This window comes from Paraglaciecola sp. L3A3 (genome assembly GCF_009796765.1).
In the GTDB taxonomy this organism is placed as follows: Bacteria; Pseudomonadota; Gammaproteobacteria; order Enterobacterales; family Alteromonadaceae; genus Paraglaciecola.
Genome location: NZ_CP047023.1, coordinates 4,286,629 through 4,305,284, shown reverse-complemented (window position 1 = coordinate 4,305,284; position 18,656 = coordinate 4,286,629). Strand labels below are relative to the sequence as shown.

Genomic DNA, 18,656 nt, shown 5'->3' with positions numbered 1-18,656 from the left:
GGTGATATATAGCTACTAGTTTGTGCATAAAACAAACAGTAAGTAATGACTTAGATACCTGCATAAAGTATCTCAATTTCATTCTATAGCTTAATCTTTTCACATACCAAATATTGATAATACCTAAGGTCCATATCTGCAATGAAATTAACTTTGCTTTTTAGAAGTAACAACCGACGTTTTGCGTTGGATATAAATCGACAAAAATTGACGATAATGTTGCTTGTTGCCTGCGGATTATTTTTAGTGTCTAGTCGCTCGACGACCTCTCCTGAAGAAAGTATTGCACGAGTTCAATATGCGCAATCTGGACTTGAACAACAAGCAACTGAAATCGAACTATTAAGAGACACAACTAAACAACGTTACTCTGGCATGTTGTTAAAATTAGCTGAAATGCAAAGCCAAATTCAGCGCTTGGACGCCTTAGGTTCAAGATTAGTTGCCCAAGCAAAATTAAATCCAGATGAATTTAATTTTGGCCAAGAGCCTAATATGGGCGGGCCTCTAAATACGTCAGGTGTTGAGTTACAAGCCCAAGATGAGTTATTGGTGAAAATGGAAAACATGTTAGAAACCATTCAAGATAAGTCTCAACAACTGTCTGCACTTGAATCTATCTTATTAAGTCACCATATAGAAGAACAGAGCCAGTTAGCAGGTAAACCGATTCAATCCGGTTGGTTGTCTTCTTATTATGGTGTGCGCAAAGACCCGTTTAATGGTATGCCCGCTATGCATAAAGGATTAGATTTTGCTGGTAAAGAAGGTAGTGCTGTTACAGCAACAGGGGCTGGAGTTGTCACTTGGGCCGGTAGTCGCTATGGCTACGGAGAACTAGTAGAAATAGATCATGGGCAAGGGTTAAAAACTCGTTATGGCCATAATAAAGAAGTTAAAGTAAAAATTGGTGATGTTGTCACTAAAGGACAAAGTGTTGCGGTAATGGGAAGTACAGGACGCTCTACTGGCCCTCATGTTCATTACGAAGTTTTACGTAAAGGCAAACAACTAGATCCGCTACCTTTTGTCTATCGAAAAGGCTCTTAATAGCTGGATATAATAGTAGTAAAAAATTTGTAATATAAAATCGGCTCCATGTGAGCCGATTGTTTATTTTAGTATAAAGGCTTATGCCTTAGGGGTTAACACACTCAAGTGTGTAATTGAATTAATCATTTAGATTGGAAGCTGTAAATCGATGTTTTCGAGTATTCTCACCAAAATTTTCGGTAGTCGTAACGACCGTACGTTAAAAAAACTTAGTAAATCTGTCACCTTAATTAATCAGCTTGAAACTGAATATGAAGGCTTAAGTGACGAACAACTGCAAGCTAAAACGTCAGAATTTAAACAGCGCTTAGAAAAAGATGAATCGACAGATGACATTTTAGTGGAAGCATTTGCCGTGGTGCGTGAAGCCAGTAAACGTGTTTTCAACATGCGCCATTTTGATGTGCAAATGTTAGGTGGGCAGGTGTTACATCAAGGCAAAATTTCTGAAATGCGTACTGGTGAAGGTAAAACATTAACCTCTACTTTACCCACTTATTTAAACGCAATATCAGGCAAAGGTGTGCATGTTATTACGGTCAATGATTATTTAGCTAGTCGAGATGCTGATTGGAGTAAACCATTATTTGAATTTTTAGGGTTGTCTGTTGGTTGTAATATCCCAGGAATGAATCATCAGCAAAAAAAGGAAGCTTATGCTGCTGATATCACCTATGGAACTAACAATGAATTCGGTTTCGATTATCTTAGGGATAATATGGCCTTTAGCCCTGAAGAAAGAGTGCAACGTTCATTACATTTTGCGGTAATTGATGAAGTTGACTCAATCTTAATTGATGAAGCTCGAACCCCTTTAATTATTTCTGGTCAGGCTGAAGATAGTTCTGAGTTGTATCGTCGAATAAATGTGGTGATCCCAGAGTTAGTACAACAAGAAAAAGAAGACGAAGAAGGTCAAGTTGGTGAAGGTCATTTCACTATTGATGAAAAAGGTAAACAAATCCATTTAACTGAAAATGGACAAATTTTTGTAGAGCAAGTTTTACAACGTGAAGGCATTTTGCCTGAAGATGAATCATTGTTTGCAGCAGCCAATATTTCTCTTCTTCACCATGTAAATGCAGCACTTAAAGCTCATAAGTTATTCTCTAAAGACGTCGATTACATAGTTAAAGACAATGAGATTGTTATCGTTGATGAGCATACTGGTCGTACTATGGAAGGCCGTCGTTGGTCAGAAGGGTTACACCAAGCTGTTGAAGCTAAAGAAGGGGTTAATATTCAAAACGAAAACCAGACCTTAGCTTCTATTACCTTCCAAAACTATTTTAGATTATATGACAAACTATCAGGAATGACTGGTACGGCAGATACCGAAGCTTTCGAATTTCAAAGTATTTATGGCTTAGATACAGTAGTTATCCCGACAAATAAACCTATGCTTCGTGACGATAAGGCAGATCTTATCTTTTTGACTGCTGAAGAAAAGTACGAGGCCATAGTCGAAGACATACTTGACTGTGTTAAACGTGGACAACCGGCGTTAGTGGGGACTGTTTCAATTGAAAATTCAGAACTTATCTCAGGGATATTAAAGAAACATAAAATCCCTCATAAAGTATTGAATGCTAAGTTTCATGAACAAGAAGCTGACATTATTGCTCAGGCGGGTAAACCTGGGGCTATCACAATAGCCACTAATATGGCTGGCCGTGGTACTGATATTGTCTTAGGCGGTAATTGGCAGGCTGAAATTGATAAAATTCATGATCCTAAACCTAGCAAAGTAGAAAAAATTAAAGAAGATTGGAAAATTGCTCATGATGCCGTTATTGCTTCAGGCGGTTTACATATTATTGGCACCGAGCGCCATGAATCTCGTCGTATAGATAACCAGTTGCGCGGTCGTTCAGGCCGTCAAGGTGATGCAGGTTCTTCACGTTTTTACTTATCTTTAGATGATGCATTAATGCGTATCTTTGCTTCTGAGAAAATGGGCAATATGATGAAACGTCTAGGTATGGAACGAGGAGAAGCAATAGAACACCCTTGGGTCACTCGTGCTATAGAAAATGCCCAGCGTAAAGTCGAAGGTCGTAACTTTGATATGCGTAAACAATTACTTGAGTACGATGACGTAGCTAACGATCAACGTAAAGTAATCTACGAACAGCGTAATGAGTTATTAGATGAAGGTGATATAAGTGCCACAATAGCAGCCATTCGAGAAGATGTGGTAAGTGGTATAGTTGATCAATATATTCCACCACAATCTTTAGAAGAAATGTGGGATGTAGCTGGCTTAGAAGAGCGCTTTAAAGGTGAGTTTTTATTAGAAGTACCTGTGCAAAAATGGCTTGATGAAGACGATAAGTTATATGAAGAAGTAATCCGTGAGCGTATCTTAGAAGAAGTCGTGAACGCTTATAAAGCTAAAGAAGAAATTGTTGGCCCACAAGTTATACATCAGTTTGAAAAAGCAGTGATGTTGCAAAACTTGGATAGCCACTGGAAAGAGCATTTAGCGGCTATGGATCATCTTCGTCAAGGTATTCATTTACGTGGATATGCTCAGAAGAATCCAAAACAAGAATATAAACGTGAGTCTTTTGAGTTGTTTTCTGAAATGTTAGAAAACTTGAAAGTAGAAGTGGTGACAATTCTAAGTAAGGTACAAGTTAAAGCTCAAGAGGACGTAGAAGCGGTAGAAGAACAGAGACGTCAGGCTGATGATACACCTAAAAACTTTGAACATAATTCACCTAATGAAAATTCTGAATCACAAGAGCAAAATCAAGGGCCAAGAGCTGTAGTTCGTGATACACCTAAGGTCGGCCGTAACGATATTTGTCCATGCGGTTCTGGTAAAAAATATAAACAATGCCATGGTAAATTAACTTAATAAATTGTTAGCTAATAAACTTTAAAAGTCGGACGAAAGTCCGATTTTTTGTTTCAGGAGTAAAAGAGTTGAAAGTAATAGATGTTGCGGTGGGTGTGATTAAAAGGGCTAACAATATTTATATCAGTAAACGAGCTGATTCTTTGCATCAAGGGGGCAAATGGGAATTTCCAGGAGGAAAGTGTGAAGTCGGTGAATCTGTTGAGCAAGCATTAAGCCGCGAGTTAAAAGAAGAAATTGGTATTGAGGTTGTTTCTCAACAAGAATTCTTGATCATTGAACATGACTATGGTGATAAAAAGGTCAGATTGAACGTGCATTTAGTTGATGATTTCAACGGTGAGGCCACACAGCAAGAAGGTCAATTAGCAAAATGGGTAGCGATTGGGCAGCTTAATCAATATGAATTTCCGGCTGCAAACGTAGACATTATTAAGCTTCTACAGCAAGAGTACTAATGATTGTTGGCATGGGGAGTTAATTGTTCCATAATTATTTCTTGCGGATTAAAGTTGTAATTTTCTCGCTGAGGATTTAAAAATTTACTGTATCCATTGATACGTGTTTCAGACCATTTGGGGTGCTTTAAAAAAGCCCCCATTTCACCTACATTACTAACGTCTAAAAGGCTCATTTTAGTTTTAATGACAGTGCCAGTTTGTTGCTTGAAATCTCTATCGTTTAGATAGTCAAAAAATAGAATTAGTGCTAGTCCCCCTTCTAGAAAATGCCCTCCTAGACTCATATTGAGACTTCCATCTTTGATTTTATCAATGCTTGATGGTGACCAATCCATGCTACCGATTACTGTGCTTTTTGGCAGCATAAGATTAAACTCTTCAATTCCATCTTGTAGACCATAAGCCATAACATCACTCGCTATCCAAAAAGCATGTATATCCTCGTGACGCTTAAAAATGGTACTTGTCATCTTCTTCACTAATTTTCGCTCCCAATTGCCGTAAACAATATTAAGTAGCTTATTATTTTTATCGGTTTGCAAAACACTATTCATGCCGTTAATACGTTGTTTGCTAACTGCTGAATAGCTCGCTCCAGTGATAGCAAATATGTTCACGTTACAATGTGAAGAAGGGCATCTATTGGCTCTAGAATGTTGTAAAATAGCTGTCGCCAATTGACCTCCTGCCAATGTGTCATCCGGCGATAAGTGCGCTAGCCACAGGGGGAATTGTTCTCTTGGAAGTCCTAGTTCAGAAAATTGAGTGGGCGAAATATCTGAATTTATAGAAATCAATGGAATTTCTCTATCATCTAGCAAGGTTAGTATTTTTGTTTCTGAGCCCACCCAAAAGGAAGTGATTATGAGGTCTGGTTTTTGTGCTTGTGAATCGAGAATATTTTGAATATAAATTGAAGCACCAAATCTGTCTCTAAACTCTTCTGGTGGATACGCAACGTCTAATTCGAAATTTAAAGTGTCTGAAACGGCTTGGGCGAAATTGACTTGAGAATCCCAAAAAGGAAATCCTTTTTCTACAGGATAAATAAACAATACTCTAGGTTTTGTCGTTTTTTCAGCAGCTTGGGTAATAGTCGTTCTGGTCAAAAAAGAAAATAGCATAATGTACAAACTTAGCTGACTTAGAAATATTATGGTTTTATTAATTGCTTTCAAGTTCAAGTTCCTTGATATTTTCGTAATGAATCGAGTGCTAAGTTTTAGTAAATTTGCGTTTATAGTTTAACACTGCCATTCGAAAAGACTAGTTTGTATGCTCCATAACTCCATCAAATAAATAGAGCGACAGAATCTAGAAAATGAACACTTGATGGTATTAAAAATTAGTTTTTCTAGGTAAAATTGCAGGCTGAGATTTTTACATGTTACTCCCTCGAATAAAGGACATCTATGCCTGGGTTACACCGTATTATACTAATAAATTGTCATCTTCCTGGTTTTGTCGAACTGGATGTATCTGGTCACAGTAATATTTGTGGAACCAATGCTTCAGGTAAAACAACTCTGCAACGTTTGATCCCTGTTTTTTATGGTGAGTTACCCAGTAAAGTGGTACCTAAAACCCGCAAGAAGTTTGATGATTTTTACTTGCCTCATGCAAATAGTTACCTGATTTACGAATATACCCGAGAAGACGGCCAAGTCTGTCAAGTGGTATTAACTCGTAAGGGCAGTGATGGCGTACAGTATCGTTTTGTTGAAGCAGCCTACCATCAAGAGCAAATCTTAGTAGATACTGAAGAAGGTAATGTACAAGCTATGTTACCCGAGCACTGGATTAAACAGTTGAGGCAATTAGGTGTCGATTTTTCCCATAAGATCCAAGCGACTAGCGAATTTCGCAGCATCATTCAAAATGATGCCAGTGTGGGAAGAGGCGCAGGTAGAGAAAATACTAAGCTTAGGCAATTAGCCAGTCGTTTTAGTTTGGTGTCGAGCCAGCACAGAATTCGCCATATGGAAAAACTGGTCAGTGCGGTGCATGCCAAAGAAGGTAAAATGGACACCTTACGTACTATGCTTGCAGCTATATTTGAAGAAGACGGTCTAGTGCAGCCGACAACAACAGTGAAAAATACTAAAGCGCGGGAGTGGATCACTCAGATGCGCCAGACTATGCGTTTGCAAAGCATGCAAAACGAATATCAAAAAATTCAGCAGCAAACCGAACAATTAAATACTATCGAAAGTCAGTTGTTGCAACTTAAGCCAGTATTAGAAAAAGACCTACAAACTTTAACCACTGCCAAGGCTGATGCTCAAGAACAACGTAATCAAATTAAACATCAACAAAATACTGATAAAGAATCTTTTGAACAGGCTGAAGGTCTGTTAAATAGTCGGATCAGTGAAACGTCTGAAAACCTAAAAGCAAAATCATCACGCTTAGATCATATTCAACAACAATATGAAAAATATCAGGATTCAGATATTGATCAGTTGCAAAAAGATATGGATGCTTTGCCCCTTAAACGTGAAGAATATGAGCAAAAACTTGAACAATACAATTTATTGATTGAGCAACATAAAGACTTACAGAGCCAGCTGGAACAACAAAAATTCAAGTTGTCAGAATCTTTAGAACGTTTGTCTCGTAAAAATCAGGCAAAGACGAAAGGTATAAGCCAAGAAAAAGAAGCGATTCGTAAGGCTCAAAATGAAAAAGAGACTGATCTACGGGGGCAGTTTGAGCAACGTAAAGAACAGCAATCTCAAGAGTTTGACCAACAATTGTTAGAGCTTGAACGCAGTATTATGCGTCAAGAGCATCAAGCCAAACAGGCATCACCTACAGAACAAGAATTAGAAAATGGGGCATTAGCCGACAAACGTATTGAGTTGGCACAACGAGCATGGCAACAAAGTTCAGCGGCTAAAAATCAGTCACAGAATACTTTTCAACAACTAAGAAATAAACGTGAAGAAGCGGATAAAGTATTACATAGTGCACGACAAAGTGCGCGCCAAGCTAAAGAGCGTTTACAGCAACTACTTAAGCAGCAATCTCCAGAGCAAGATAGTTTAAGACAGTTTTTACGAGACAATAAGCCGGGTTGGGAACAAAATATAGGTAAGTTGATCCATGCACCATTACTGGATGAAAAACACCTAACGCCTAAATTGATAACTGATTTAACTGAACAAGCTGAAAATAGCTTTTTGGGTGTGCAAGTTAATTTATCGGTAATAGATGCCCCTGATTATGCCCAAGATGAAACGGCTTTAGCCTTGTCATTGGAACAAGCCAAAAAACATTTAGTTGCGGCTGAAAAACAACAAAAACAAGCTGAGGCTGAACTCGATCAATGTCATCAAGAAGCCGAATTGCATAGAGATCTTTTAGCTGAAAAAAACAGGGCTTTTGAACAAGCTGAACAAGAAGTGAGTTATGCACAAAGTGCGAAACAACGCTTTGCTGATGAATTAAAAGTGGCTTTAGAAAGTCGAAAAAAACAAGCTCAACAAGCACTGCAACAGTTTTTGGATGAAAAACAATTGGTATTATCGCAAAAGCGTCATGCCATTGATTTGTTGAAATCAGATTTTGAAGAACAACTACTTGAATTCAAAACTGGTTGGCAAGGTGAACTAGCGGTACTAGAAGAACAAATTGAAGAATTAGATCTGCAAGTTGAACAAAAACGTGAGCAAAATCGTCAGCAAATAAAACAATTGGAAGATGCGTTTAACCAAGAATTAGCCAATAAAGATATCGATCCCAATACTTTACGGGACTTGAAACAACAAATTGAAGCTTTAAAGAACCTTATTCAGGCCATTACAGTCAGACGTGATGAACTAAATGAATATAAGACCTTTATGCAGACTGATTGGCTAAAGCAGCGTCCTGAATTACTGGAACAAGAAGCCGAACTAAAAGCATTGGCTCAGCAGTTTGAGCAACAACAGACTAATTTACGTAGCCAATACCAAACTAAACGTAATGACTTAGCTCAGCAGTTATCGGCGGTGGAGAAAAGTTTGTCAGGCTTTGCCAGTTTAATCACTGAAATTGAACCTATGGTACGCCAACTTGTACACATTATATTTTCGTTTACACCTTCGGAGCAGCCAAGTATTAATTTGGGCGACCAGTCCGAACGTATTAATCGTTGTACCGAAGCTTTAGAAAGTCGCAGTCGTGGTGAGAAAAAACTCAAAGAATCACTGACAGAGTTTGAAGCTAACTTAGGTAAAGATGCCGGCAAAGACTTTCTTGATACTATGTTGCAAGCCTTTAGCGTGTTAGATGAAGAAGCTAATGTTCGTGAGCGTTTGCCCATTTTGCAACGTTTACTCAGTATTTTAGAGTCACGCCAACGACAAATTGTCGAACAAGGTGAAACCATAGGAGGGGATTTAAACAAGTTCTTCACAGTATTTAGCGACATTAATCGTAAAATATCGCAACAAAGTAAACGCCTGACTGATGAAGTCTCAGATGATTTAACTTTGGATGGGATTGCGCGTTCAGAAGTGAAAATCATTTCAACAGTAGATGAACTGAATTTTTGGACACCGTTGAAACGGTTTGCCCAGCAATATAATAAATGGAATACCTCTGATGCGTTTCTGCCTAGTGAAGCATATCTAGATACGTTAGCCGATGTAGTTGAGGTGTTACCTAATGATGCCAACTACAGTATTGAATCTTTGTTACGTTTAGAGTTACACCTAAACGAAGGTGGCTCGGACTTAGTGATAAAAAATGATCGACAGTTATTGGAATCGTCGAGTCATGGTATGGCTTATTTGATTTTGTGTAAGTTTTTATTGGCCTTTACCCGTTTATTACGTAATCAAGCAAACATCAATATTCATTGGCCAATCGATGAAATTGGTACACTGGCTTATCATAACGTTGAAAAATTGTTTAAAGCCTGTGATGCCAATCATATTAATATCCTTGGGGCGTTTCCGAATCCTGAATCAGATGTATTAATGCTGTTCAAACATAGATATCTTATTGATAAACAAAAACAAAGGTTAGAAAAAATAGAACCTAAGTTAAGCAGAATAGCTGAACGTCTACAACAAAATAAAACCTCAAAAAGTGAAACTCAGGAGGTCAGCGCATGATCGAAAATGGCCCATTATTAGAGCGTTTACTGGAAGGTGAATATATATGTGCGGTGACAGACGAACATAGCTTTCATAAATTACAAAATGAATCATTGGTAGAAGATTTAAATCACTTTTTAAGGCCTTTAAATAGGCGTGTGGCTAAAAATGATGATGGTTCAGTATATTTCCTAGCATATTGTGATTTAACACAAGATGCCCGTCATCACCTGAGTCAACAGTTTGCTAGCACCATCCAATCGCTATTACCTATGTTGGAATGGATGCAAATGGTGCAAGAAGCCTTAGGCCGAGATGGTGCCTTAAGTGCTGGAGATACTATTAAGTTACAAGACTTTGAATCTAAAGTGGTGGATAACCAATCGCTTATTCAACGTTTGGCGCACCTTGCCAATGATAAGTTATTTAAGTCTAGTAGTGATAAGCCTGATATGCAGATCAAACAGGTTTTCAAACGTATCAAAGAGTTGGGGTATTTACATCAACCGCACAAAGATAGGCTTTTTTATATCGTCACTGGCAAAGTTGAGCAATTGATTGAGTTAGTTCGTTTTATTAAAGATGAAGAAAACTTGCCAATTGATGATGATATTCCGGAACAAGAGGCTATGTTTTGAGTCAGTCTACTCCAGCAAAAAGCACTGTGCAGAGTAATCCCTTGTTTGCTTTAGGCAAAGAACGTTTAGAGTTGATTGGTAAACATGCAGAGCCGCTGATGCAGGGCTATTTGCAAGGCCATATTGAAGAGTCTGTATTTTCGCCCCAAGCGTTACAAAAATTAATAGACAGTCGGGTTTTATTTTATCCAGATGAGCAAGAGTCTTTAACATTAAAACCGATTGTTAATGAACTTATAGCCAGCTTGACGCAAGACGAACGAAAACGGCAAATAAACTCAGATGTGGGTGAACACCTAGATCAAATCCATACACGTGTGCAATCGTTACAAGCCGCAAGGCAAAAAGGGGATTACGCAGCCAGTGAACACCATATTCAACTATTAACTGAGCGGGTGCACGATATGACTGGGCAGTTTGGTGATGCCATTGAAAGTCTTTGGCATAGATTGAATACTGAGTTTGGCTTTGTCAGCAGTTTAGATGACAAAATTTTAGAAATTGAATTAGCACAAAGACAGTTAAGACGAATATTGGATGGTTTCAAAATTATTAATTTTGATGATCTTATTCAATTAGCTGGCAGTGATGGCACATTACGTAAATTATTAGTCAGTCAATTACAGGCGCGTATTTCGGAACATTCTGGTTCCTTATTAGAGGTACAAAAACGTTTAGTATTATTAATGGCTCGTTTTCGTCATCAACAAGACAGGGCTTTGCTGATTAATCGAATGAGTGCTTTCTTGCGGCAACATCCAAACTTCCAAATTGGAGATTACGCGAATCGTAGTCAAGTCCCCAAGGTGATAAATCAAGCCCATGGGCTTCACTCAAAGGCTTTTATTGCTTTAGATAGATCACAGGATAGTTATGCACTAGCAGAGCTTGCACGGGCTATTCCGCGAGATGAAGAAGCAGATTCTCATTCAGAAACACAAACGGATGGCTTTGCCGTCACTCTACAAAATTTAGTGGCAACCGAGCAAAAGCAATTAGCTAAAGATGTAGAAGATTTCTTTATTCAAGTGATAGATGGTACAGAAGCCATAAGTGGTGTGGATTATTTAGCAGAACAAGAGCTAACTTGGGATCCAGAAATCTGGTTGTTCCAAATAGTAGCCGAATACGAAGGTTTGCCACAACAGAATAAACAAAGTTTTATGCTAGAAAAGGACAGCGCACAACATAGCCGATTTAATCAATTACATATTATTAAAGATGTAAAAGTAGGGATGAGATTTTTTGGTGATTTCCAAGCTGTTGGATAGTTAAGTTATGCTTGATGATCTTAGTTTACGGGCTAAAAGTTTACTTGCCAGCCAGTACGAGAAGTTACTGGCTGATCCCTGTTCGGTGGTTAAACCAAGCGCTGCGTTAACAGAAATTTTAATTTGGTGTGAGGACTTGGAATTTAAGCCTGGACAATGGCTTAAGGCAAACAAGAGCTACCAGTTTGATAGGCAATATATAGCTGATATTAATCAAATCTTAGTAGAAGATAAGTTTGCCAGCATTTTCGATAATTTCAGTAAAGACAATCATCAGAGCGCTGCACAGCGCAATCCCAATGAAAAGCAAGCCAAGATAAAACCTACCCATCATTTTATTCTGTCTGCTGTTATCGCTAAATCTATACTTAATTCAGTAACCCAAGAACTTTACTCTGTTTCACAAATTAATATGGAGCTGGATCTCGAAAAGTTGCCCTTAGACCATTTTGATAGTTTAGTGGTGATTGAAAATCGAGATAGCTTTAACGATTGGTATAAATTTTCAGCTTATGCGGGTCTAGCAAATGAGCTAGTGGTGTATCGAGGCGACAGATATCACTCTACAGCTTGCAAAACCTTACTTAAAACATGGCGTGAAAAATATAAAGATAAAGCTGTGATATATTTTGGAGATTTTGATTTAGCAGGTTTACGAATCGCCATAAGTGGGGGATATAGCCATTTATTATTACCTGACAGTACTTGGTTGTCAGAACACCTTATTAAACAACACTATCCTGAAGAGCAAGATAAATATCTAGCAAGATTAAAACTTGAGTGCCCTCAAGGCTGGAGAAGCTTGCTAGGAATGATGAGTGAAAAAAGGGCGGGGCTGCGTCAACAAAAGATGTATAACACCCAGTTGACGCTTTACAAAGCCATTTTTTGAGTCGCTCGTTGAGTACTAAAAGAAAATGTATTCGATACCAAGGGTAATACGCTTATCAGTTAAATCTCGTATTAAATTCTCTGAATCTCTGTCCACGATTTTCGCAGATAAATTTAAACTAGTGTTTGGATTTAAATTACGATTAAAAGAAGTTTCAAATGATTTCGTTAAGTCTGCTTTTTCAGAACCTACGTTGGTTCTTCTAGTTAAACTTGCGCCTAGGTCTGCGGTCGTTTTTTTACCAAGTTTATAGGAAAAACTAAAATTTACCCCTCTATTAGCAGATTCTCTATCGGATTCTAAATACTCAGTTTTAGCATAAGAAGCATTCAAAGAAGCTTTAATTTTTCGTTTATCATAACCAATATTTATACTCCCTGACTTTTGCAGAAAAACTTCTTCTGTGATGTTCGCTTCTAATCGATTTAGATTAAGGAATTCTTCCCCTGCCTTTAATACATAGTCTGTGGAGTCTGGTTGGTAACAATCAGCAAGCTCGGTAGCTCCTAGACTACATACAAATAATTGAGGTGTAGAAGTGATGCCTAAATTAGCATAAGAGGTTACATTTTCATCATAATTTATAGCGACTCTGAAATTTTTTAGATTTTGTGATAGAGAGAACCTATAAGCGTCACCATAAAACTTTTTACTTATGTCTAAACTTAACTTAGTTCTACTTGAAAAACTCCAATCTGTATTTAGCCCTATATATCTTGTATTCCCGGAGACTTCTTCAATTTGATTGTAGGATAACTTTAATTGTCTACCTTCCCTAGGATTCCACTCAAACCCTGCACCATAACTATTAGAATCTAAATCATTTCTTCTTCCTGTGCTGGCTCCATCTGTAATATCTGTTTCATATTCATCAATACTTCCTACTAATACAAAATCAGTATTCCCGACTAGGCTTATGCCAAAGCTACCATTAATATTAGTTGATTTAAAATCACTAAACTGAGACCTTTTAGAGCTAGTGTTTTGTGCTGAAAGGTTGAACTTATATCCTCTAGCCTTTCTGCCTTGATAAATATAAACAGAAGAACTGGTACCTTGAGTATCAATTCCTAAGCCTTCATCTATTGACTCTTCAGAATTTGATTGGTTATAGGATGTTTGTAAACTAAACCCTATATATTTAGGGTTTGGGATCGAGAAACTAAAATTTGTACCATTACTTCGATACTGCGTTAGATCCCCTGGCGACAAAACTTTGTCACCAAAATCGCTTTCTAATTGGTTAACTACACGGTAATTTCTGCTGCCTGTAAATCCAATATACATAGAATTTGGAATTAAAGTTAAAGTACCATTGTACTGAAGTTCAGTGTAGCTTTTATCCGCACCTTCAATATCGCTTCCTTGCTCGACGATAATATGTTCAGCTAATGCAGAAGCGATAAAACCTTTACTTGTATAGGTAGACAATAATGAAGGAGTAATAACCAATGCTTGGTTATCGATAAATTCTTCCTCCCCTCTTTTTGTTTCATATATATGAGCGACTGAATTAACTTTAGCATTAAATCCAACATCGCCGGCAAGAGCAGTAAAACTTAAACTAGATAAAGAAAAACAGCTAGTAAATAGAACCAGGTCACGCTTGTTTATTTTTGATATATGGGACACTAGGATGCACCTGCGTAATAATATCCATAACCTGTTCCGTTTGAGTTGGCTTTTTGTGATTTATTGACTACGAAGCCGATTGCCATGTCTGGATTAAGTTGTTTTACTGCATTTTCAATATCAACTAATTTAGTTTTATATTCTTCAGTTACAACTAATGCTTGACCAGCTAGATTAGCTAAAATAGCTGTTTCGTTTATACCTAATAATGGTGGAGTGTCTACTATAACCACCCTGTCAGGGTATCGATTGGCAAATTCCTCTACTGCTTGGAACATTTTTTCACTGGCTAATAATTCTGTAGATAGATGATGGGACTTACCTGCCGGAATGATTCTAAGGTTCTCAAATGATTCTAAGGTTCTCAACATTTGTTTTGTTCATCACCTCAGAAATATCTGCTTTTTCGCCAAGCAGGTATTCCATCAAGCCTTCTTTATTTTTTAATTCCAAAGTTCGCATGACGTTGGGTCTTAATACATCAGCATCAACCAAGAGTACTGTTTTATCTTGTTCTAGCGCTATACTCAATGCCAAGTTAATTGCAGTAAATGTTTTACCCTCACCTGGACGAGAGCTGGTAACCATAATAATATTACTATTATTTAAAGATTTAGACAGTGGACCAAATGCATTATCTAAAAGCTTACGTTTAATAGCTCTGTATTCTTCATTAATTAGCTGACGATGAGTACTTGTAGATACAAAGCCTTTTTTATCAAGCATCTCTAAGTCGATAGTAATATCTTGGCTTTTCACAAAGTTACTATGAGTTGTTTTTTGGTTCTCCTTGCTTTCTGATGTTGTAGCTTGGTTATTTAGTGCTTTTTCAATAGTTGAATGGTCTGCAGTAGACCTATCAATAGTATCCTCTCTCGTATTAGGCTTTTTAGCCGACTCTAAGTTCTTCTTTTGTAGAGCTTTTTCGATCGAGTTCATGAGAAAATCCTTGCATAAACGTTAATGTTCATTATTTCAGCGGCGGCTAGTGCAGCATATAAACCTATAATTAATGAAGAAGAGACAATAAAAATAAATAAATGCCTTCTACTTATTTTTTTTATTTCAATTTTATTCAGGTGACTGACAGAACCAAGTACTGGGTAGCCGGTCATCAGTGTTAGTTGACTTGCCCTGATCAGAATAGGATTTAATTGGCTAATCAAGAATGCGATACCGATCCCTGCAGCAAAGCCTAAAGCTAGTACTATAGTATAATTTAATAAACGATTAGGCCCCGAGGCATTTCGCGGAGATATGGGGGGTTCGATGACTTTGAATTGTACATTTTCATTTGATACGTCAGCCTTCTGTGCTAAATCTGACTGTTCTTTTCTGGTTAACAATTCTTCATATTTTCTTTTGGTGATTTCGTAGTCTCGGTTAAGTGCTGTTCTTTCTGCTTCTACCTGCGGGACTAAATCTATTTTTTGTTTTAAAGTATCAATCTTATTTGAGTAATTACTTTCTCTTACTTTCAAAGAAGAAATTTGACTTTCAAGTCGAGAAACTTCAAGTTTTAATTCACTGGCAATAGAGCCGATTTGTTCGTTGCCATTAGCGTCTTCACCACTGGCATAATATTCTTCAATTTCATTATCTCTCGCCTTCTTTAAAGAATCTAAAAGGTTCACTGCTTCAATTACATCAGGGTGTAATTCAGTATACTTAAGCATTAAATCATCTAGATTGCCTTCTAGTTTTGTAATGCGGTCGTCATAGCGTGTTGTCAAAGGGGATTGAGAATTAGATGGACGAACAGCAAAACCATCAACATTACTTTTCTGAGAACTAATTTGTTCTGTTAAGGTTGATATTTGTTGCTCGGTTTCTTTTATAGTTAAACGTATTTGCTCTAGCTGTGATTCCAGTTGAGAATAATTTTGATAAAAAGTACCTTGGTTAGGTAATAAATCTGCATATTTTCGTTTAAAATTAGAAACACGTTGTTCAGCTGCAGATAATCTGCTCTCGTATTCACCTATTTGCTCATCAATAAATTGATTTGCAGAATCTGAGTCTTTTCTACTATTGCCTTTTGTGCCCTCAACAAACAGATCTAGTGTTTCTTGCACTACAGTTCTGGCCATTTCTGGATTTTTATGGCTGTAAGATATGGTATATAAATTGTCTCTACCAGCAGACCTTAAATTAATATTCCTAGATAAACTATTAATCAAACTTTCGTAAGCTTCAGGGGTTGTTGCGGTAATATCTAGGTCTGACTCTCGAGCAATAATCTCTATATTAGGGCGGCTTAATAATGTTTTTACCATCATGGCAATTTCTTGTCTTGGATCTGTTTGTAATGCGAGCCCTCTTAACAAGGGTTGTAATACCGAACGAGTATCTACGTAAACTTTAGCTGAAGATTGGTAGACGTCAGGCATAGATGCTACGTAAACGAATCCCACAGGACAGATTAACCAGCTGCAAATCATTATGTAACGTTTTTTGACCCATACACTTTTAATATAACCTATTAAAATCTCAAGGGTTTTTTGAAGATCCTGCATTATTTGAGTATCCGTTCTTTCTAACTATTAAAACCATGCTTCAGGTATGATTATGATATCACCAGGTAACATATCAACATTTTCTTCTATATCACCGTCTTTAATTAAATCATCAATTTGTAGTTCAAAGGTTTTTTGTTTGCCATCGACCATTCTAACCAATTTGGCGTTGTTGCCAGCAGCAAATTCAGTTAAACCTCCGACTTGGATCATTAAATCAAGTAATGTCATTTTTTCCGTGTAATTAATTGCACTAGGATTGGTTGCTTCACCAATTACTCTTACTTGTTCACTAAGAGGTCCTCTAAACCCCCCCACACTGACTGTAACTCTAGGGTTATTAATAAATTTCCCTAACTCTTCTTCTATTTCTCGTGCTAAGTTTGTCGGAGTTTTACCTGACACTTCTATATCTTCAACTAATGAGGTCGTCACTTTTCCATCAGGTCTGACAATAAATGAACCTGATATATCAGGATTACGCCAAACAAAAATAGATAAGCTATCCCCAGGTCCTATAAGGTAATCATAATTATTTACCGAAGTTGTATCTGAAATATAAGTTGTTGCAGTTGGTAATTTCCCTGAGTTACTTGAACAGCCAACAATTGATAAAAATATAAAAAATATCAAATTTGACAATGCTATTTTGTTAGTCTTCATGTAAATTACAGTCCCATATGTTTCAATTCACAGGCGCTCAATGTAACAAGTTTTAGAGTTGCTGCACAACAACAATATGATTATTAAATTGAAAAAAATGAATAGGTTATATGAATAAATTTTATTATGGGTTACTTAATATGTTTATTTGCTGGAGAGATGAATGAGCTTTGGTAGTAAAAAAGAAATTAGGCGTTCAAATATTTTAATGCTTCTTGAAGCTCTAATTGTTGGTTATGTAGGCTATATATCCTCAGTTTTGGTTAAATATTTATTAGGAGCTTCCTTTGTAGCAATACCCTTTGCAGAATTGATATCTGAAATCGCTATTTTTACTGGTGCTGTGATAGTTTCTGCTTTGTCGGTTGGCTTGTATGAATCGAAATTAAGAGAAACGTTTAGGGGCATCATCCGCAGAATTTTTGTCAGTGTGGCAATCAGTTATTTTGTTGTAGAAGTAGCGACCAATACCTTTTTAACGAATCCCAACACTAGCCAATATTATTTGCCCGTTTATGCGGCCTTGACTATTTTAGCTCTGACTATTTTCAGGTATTTTGTCAACCGCTTGGGTATTTTAGGTTTAGGCCAATCCAAAATTATTGTGATTGGTGCTGGAGAACGTGCATCTATTATTGAAAAAAGAATGCGTCGAGAAGTGGATCGTTTTGGGTTTGAACTATTAGGTTTTGTACCCATTCCTGGCGATAATCGAGAAGAAGGTATTCAAAACGAAAAATTAATTCATGTAAAAATTGATGAAAACTTTAGAAATTTCATCACAGATAATGATATTGATGAAGTGGTTATTGCTTGCGATCAAAGGCGTGGCACTTTACCGGTGGAGATATTATTTGATTGTCGTTTGCGCGGTGTTGAAGTAACGGATTTACTTGATTTTATGGAGCGCGAAACGGGACAAATAGTAGTCAATCTAATGTATCCAAGCTGGGTCATTTATTCGAATGGTTTTAGCTCACAAAATTATCTTAGAGATGCCCTTGATTACACAATAAACTGCTGCCTAGCCACTTTAGTTTTATTGATAATGTGGCCAGTGATGTTAATTACCGCGGCTATTATATTTTTTGAAGATGTTAGAGTTAAAGGCGCCTCGGTGTTTTATAAACAAGAGCGTGTAGGTTTGAACGGTAAATTGTTCAAAATAATCAAATTCCGCAGTATGAAATTAGATGCTGAGAAAGATGGCGCTAAATGGGCAACGACAAACGACTCCCGTGTAACTCGGGTCGGCCATTTTATTCGTAAATATCGTGTTGACGAACTTCCTCAATTATTGAATGTATTTAAAGGGGAAATGTCGTTTATTGGTCCTCGTCCAGAACGCCCTCAATTTGTTGAACAACTGATAAGAGAAATACCGTATTACAACCAAAGACATAATGTTAAGCCAGGTTTAGCTGGCTGGGCTCAACTCAACTATCCATATGGTGCCAGTGTTGAAGACTCTATGGAAAAGCTTAAATTTGATTTGTATTACGTTAAACATCAAAGTTTGATGTTAGATATTCTTATTTTAATAAGAACTGTTGAAGTTGTGTTGTTCGGTAAAGGGAGATAAT

The 18,656-nt window shown here is 37.2% G+C and carries 12 protein-coding genes and 1 pseudogene; 8 read left to right on the top strand and 5 right to left on the bottom strand.

The features are described 5' to 3' along the window. Positions 1–141 precede the first annotated feature (141 nt). The 3 genes from GQR87_RS17895 to mutT all read left to right on the top strand — a co-directional run bounded on the left by GQR87_RS17895 (position 142) and on the right by mutT (position 4,374). Positions 142–1,050, top strand: a complete 909-nt coding sequence (locus tag GQR87_RS17895; RefSeq protein ID WP_158971710.1) for a M23 family metallopeptidase — start codon at positions 142–144, stop codon at positions 1,048–1,050. A 151-nt stretch (positions 1,051–1,201) separates the two neighbouring features. After that, positions 1,202–3,916 (top strand): preprotein translocase subunit SecA, encoded by a 2,715-nt coding sequence (gene secA / locus GQR87_RS17890; protein ID WP_158971708.1) that lies wholly within the window; start codon positions 1,202–1,204, stop codon positions 3,914–3,916. Between the two features lie 68 nt (positions 3,917–3,984). Then, positions 3,985–4,374, top strand: a complete 390-nt coding sequence (mutT, locus tag GQR87_RS17885; RefSeq protein WP_158971706.1) for an 8-oxo-dGTP diphosphatase MutT — start codon at positions 3,985–3,987, stop codon at positions 4,372–4,374. On the opposite strand, the gene GQR87_RS17880 is transcribed toward mutT, so the two are convergent. Continuing rightward, positions 4,371–5,555 carry an ABC transporter substrate-binding protein gene (locus tag GQR87_RS17880; RefSeq protein ID WP_158971704.1) on the bottom strand — a complete coding sequence of 395 codons (1,185 nt, stop codon included), beginning with the start codon at positions 5,553–5,555 and terminating at the stop codon, positions 4,371–4,373. The genes mutT and GQR87_RS17880 overlap by 4 nt on opposite strands. A 234-nt stretch (positions 5,556–5,789) precedes the next feature. On the opposite strand from GQR87_RS17880, the gene GQR87_RS17875 reads away from it, so the two are divergent. The 4 genes from GQR87_RS17875 to GQR87_RS17860 are packed head-to-tail and all read left to right on the top strand — an operon-like array spanning position 5,790 to position 12,262. Further along, positions 5,790–9,479, top strand: a complete 3,690-nt coding sequence (locus tag GQR87_RS17875; RefSeq protein WP_158971702.1) for an ATP-binding protein — start codon at positions 5,790–5,792, stop codon at positions 9,477–9,479. After that, positions 9,476–10,099 carry a hypothetical protein gene (locus GQR87_RS17870; protein WP_158971700.1) on the top strand — a complete coding sequence of 208 codons (624 nt, stop codon included), beginning with the start codon at positions 9,476–9,478 and terminating at the stop codon, positions 10,097–10,099. The genes GQR87_RS17875 and GQR87_RS17870 overlap by 4 nt, the downstream gene beginning before the upstream one ends. Next, the gene (locus tag GQR87_RS17865; protein WP_158971698.1) at positions 10,096–11,370 is read left to right on the top strand and encodes a hypothetical protein; all 1,275 of its coding nucleotides are present in this window, start codon (positions 10,096–10,098) and stop codon (positions 11,368–11,370) included. The genes GQR87_RS17870 and GQR87_RS17865 overlap by 4 nt, the downstream gene beginning before the upstream one ends. Before the next feature lie 7 nt (positions 11,371–11,377). After that, a complete protein-coding gene (locus GQR87_RS17860) occupies positions 11,378–12,262 on the top strand; it encodes a Wadjet anti-phage system protein JetD domain-containing protein (RefSeq protein ID WP_158971696.1) in 885 nt (294 codons plus the stop codon). A 15-nt stretch (positions 12,263–12,277) separates the two neighbouring features. Here the strand turns inward: GQR87_RS17860 and GQR87_RS17855 are convergent, their stop codons facing one another. The 4 genes and pseudogenes from GQR87_RS17855 to GQR87_RS17840 form a co-directional block, all read right to left on the bottom strand. Continuing rightward, complete coding sequence (locus GQR87_RS17855; RefSeq protein WP_158971694.1) at positions 12,278–13,894, bottom strand: hypothetical protein; 1,617 nt, start codon at positions 13,892–13,894, stop codon at positions 12,278–12,280. After that, a pseudogene (locus GQR87_RS17850) lies at positions 13,894–14,833 on the bottom strand (XrtA-associated tyrosine autokinase). The gene GQR87_RS17855 and the pseudogene GQR87_RS17850 overlap by 1 nt, the downstream one beginning before the upstream one ends. Next, positions 14,830–16,410 carry an XrtA system polysaccharide chain length determinant gene (locus GQR87_RS17845; protein ID WP_158971692.1) on the bottom strand — a complete coding sequence of 527 codons (1,581 nt, stop codon included), beginning with the start codon at positions 16,408–16,410 and terminating at the stop codon, positions 14,830–14,832. The pseudogene GQR87_RS17850 and the gene GQR87_RS17845 overlap by 4 nt, the downstream one beginning before the upstream one ends. 27 nt (positions 16,411–16,437) lie before the next feature. After that, complete coding sequence (locus GQR87_RS17840) at positions 16,438–17,073, bottom strand: XrtA/PEP-CTERM system exopolysaccharide export protein (protein WP_158971690.1); 636 nt, start codon at positions 17,071–17,073, stop codon at positions 16,438–16,440. A gap of 163 nt (positions 17,074–17,236) precedes the next feature. Between GQR87_RS17840 and GQR87_RS17835 the strand changes: the two genes are divergently transcribed. Further along, on the top strand, positions 17,237–18,655 hold the full coding sequence (locus tag GQR87_RS17835) for a TIGR03013 family XrtA/PEP-CTERM system glycosyltransferase (protein ID WP_158971688.1): 1,419 nt from the start codon (positions 17,237–17,239) through the stop codon (positions 18,653–18,655). The last annotated feature ends 1 nt before the right edge of the window (position 18,656 follow it).

Excerpts from the sequence above, each read along its gene's own strand:
- GQR87_RS17845 (WP_158971692.1), bottom strand. The coding sequence starts at position 16,410 with ATGCAGGATCTTCAAAAAACCCTTGAGATTTTAATAGGTTATATTAAA.
- GQR87_RS17840 (WP_158971690.1), bottom strand. The coding sequence starts at position 17,073 with ATGAAGACTAACAAAATAGCATTGTCAAATTTGATATTTTTTATATTT.
- secA (WP_158971708.1), top strand. The coding sequence starts at position 1,202 with ATGTTTTCGAGTATTCTCACCAAAATTTTCGGTAGTCGTAACGACCGT.
- GQR87_RS17895 (WP_158971710.1), top strand. The coding sequence starts at position 142 with ATGAAATTAACTTTGCTTTTTAGAAGTAACAACCGACGTTTTGCGTTG.
- GQR87_RS17875 (WP_158971702.1), top strand. The coding sequence starts at position 5,790 with ATGCCTGGGTTACACCGTATTATACTAATAAATTGTCATCTTCCTGGT.
- GQR87_RS17870 (WP_158971700.1), top strand. The coding sequence starts at position 9,476 with ATGATCGAAAATGGCCCATTATTAGAGCGTTTACTGGAAGGTGAATAT.
- GQR87_RS17860 (WP_158971696.1), top strand. The coding sequence starts at position 11,378 with ATGCTTGATGATCTTAGTTTACGGGCTAAAAGTTTACTTGCCAGCCAG.
- GQR87_RS17835 (WP_158971688.1), top strand. The coding sequence starts at position 17,237 with ATGAGCTTTGGTAGTAAAAAAGAAATTAGGCGTTCAAATATTTTAATG.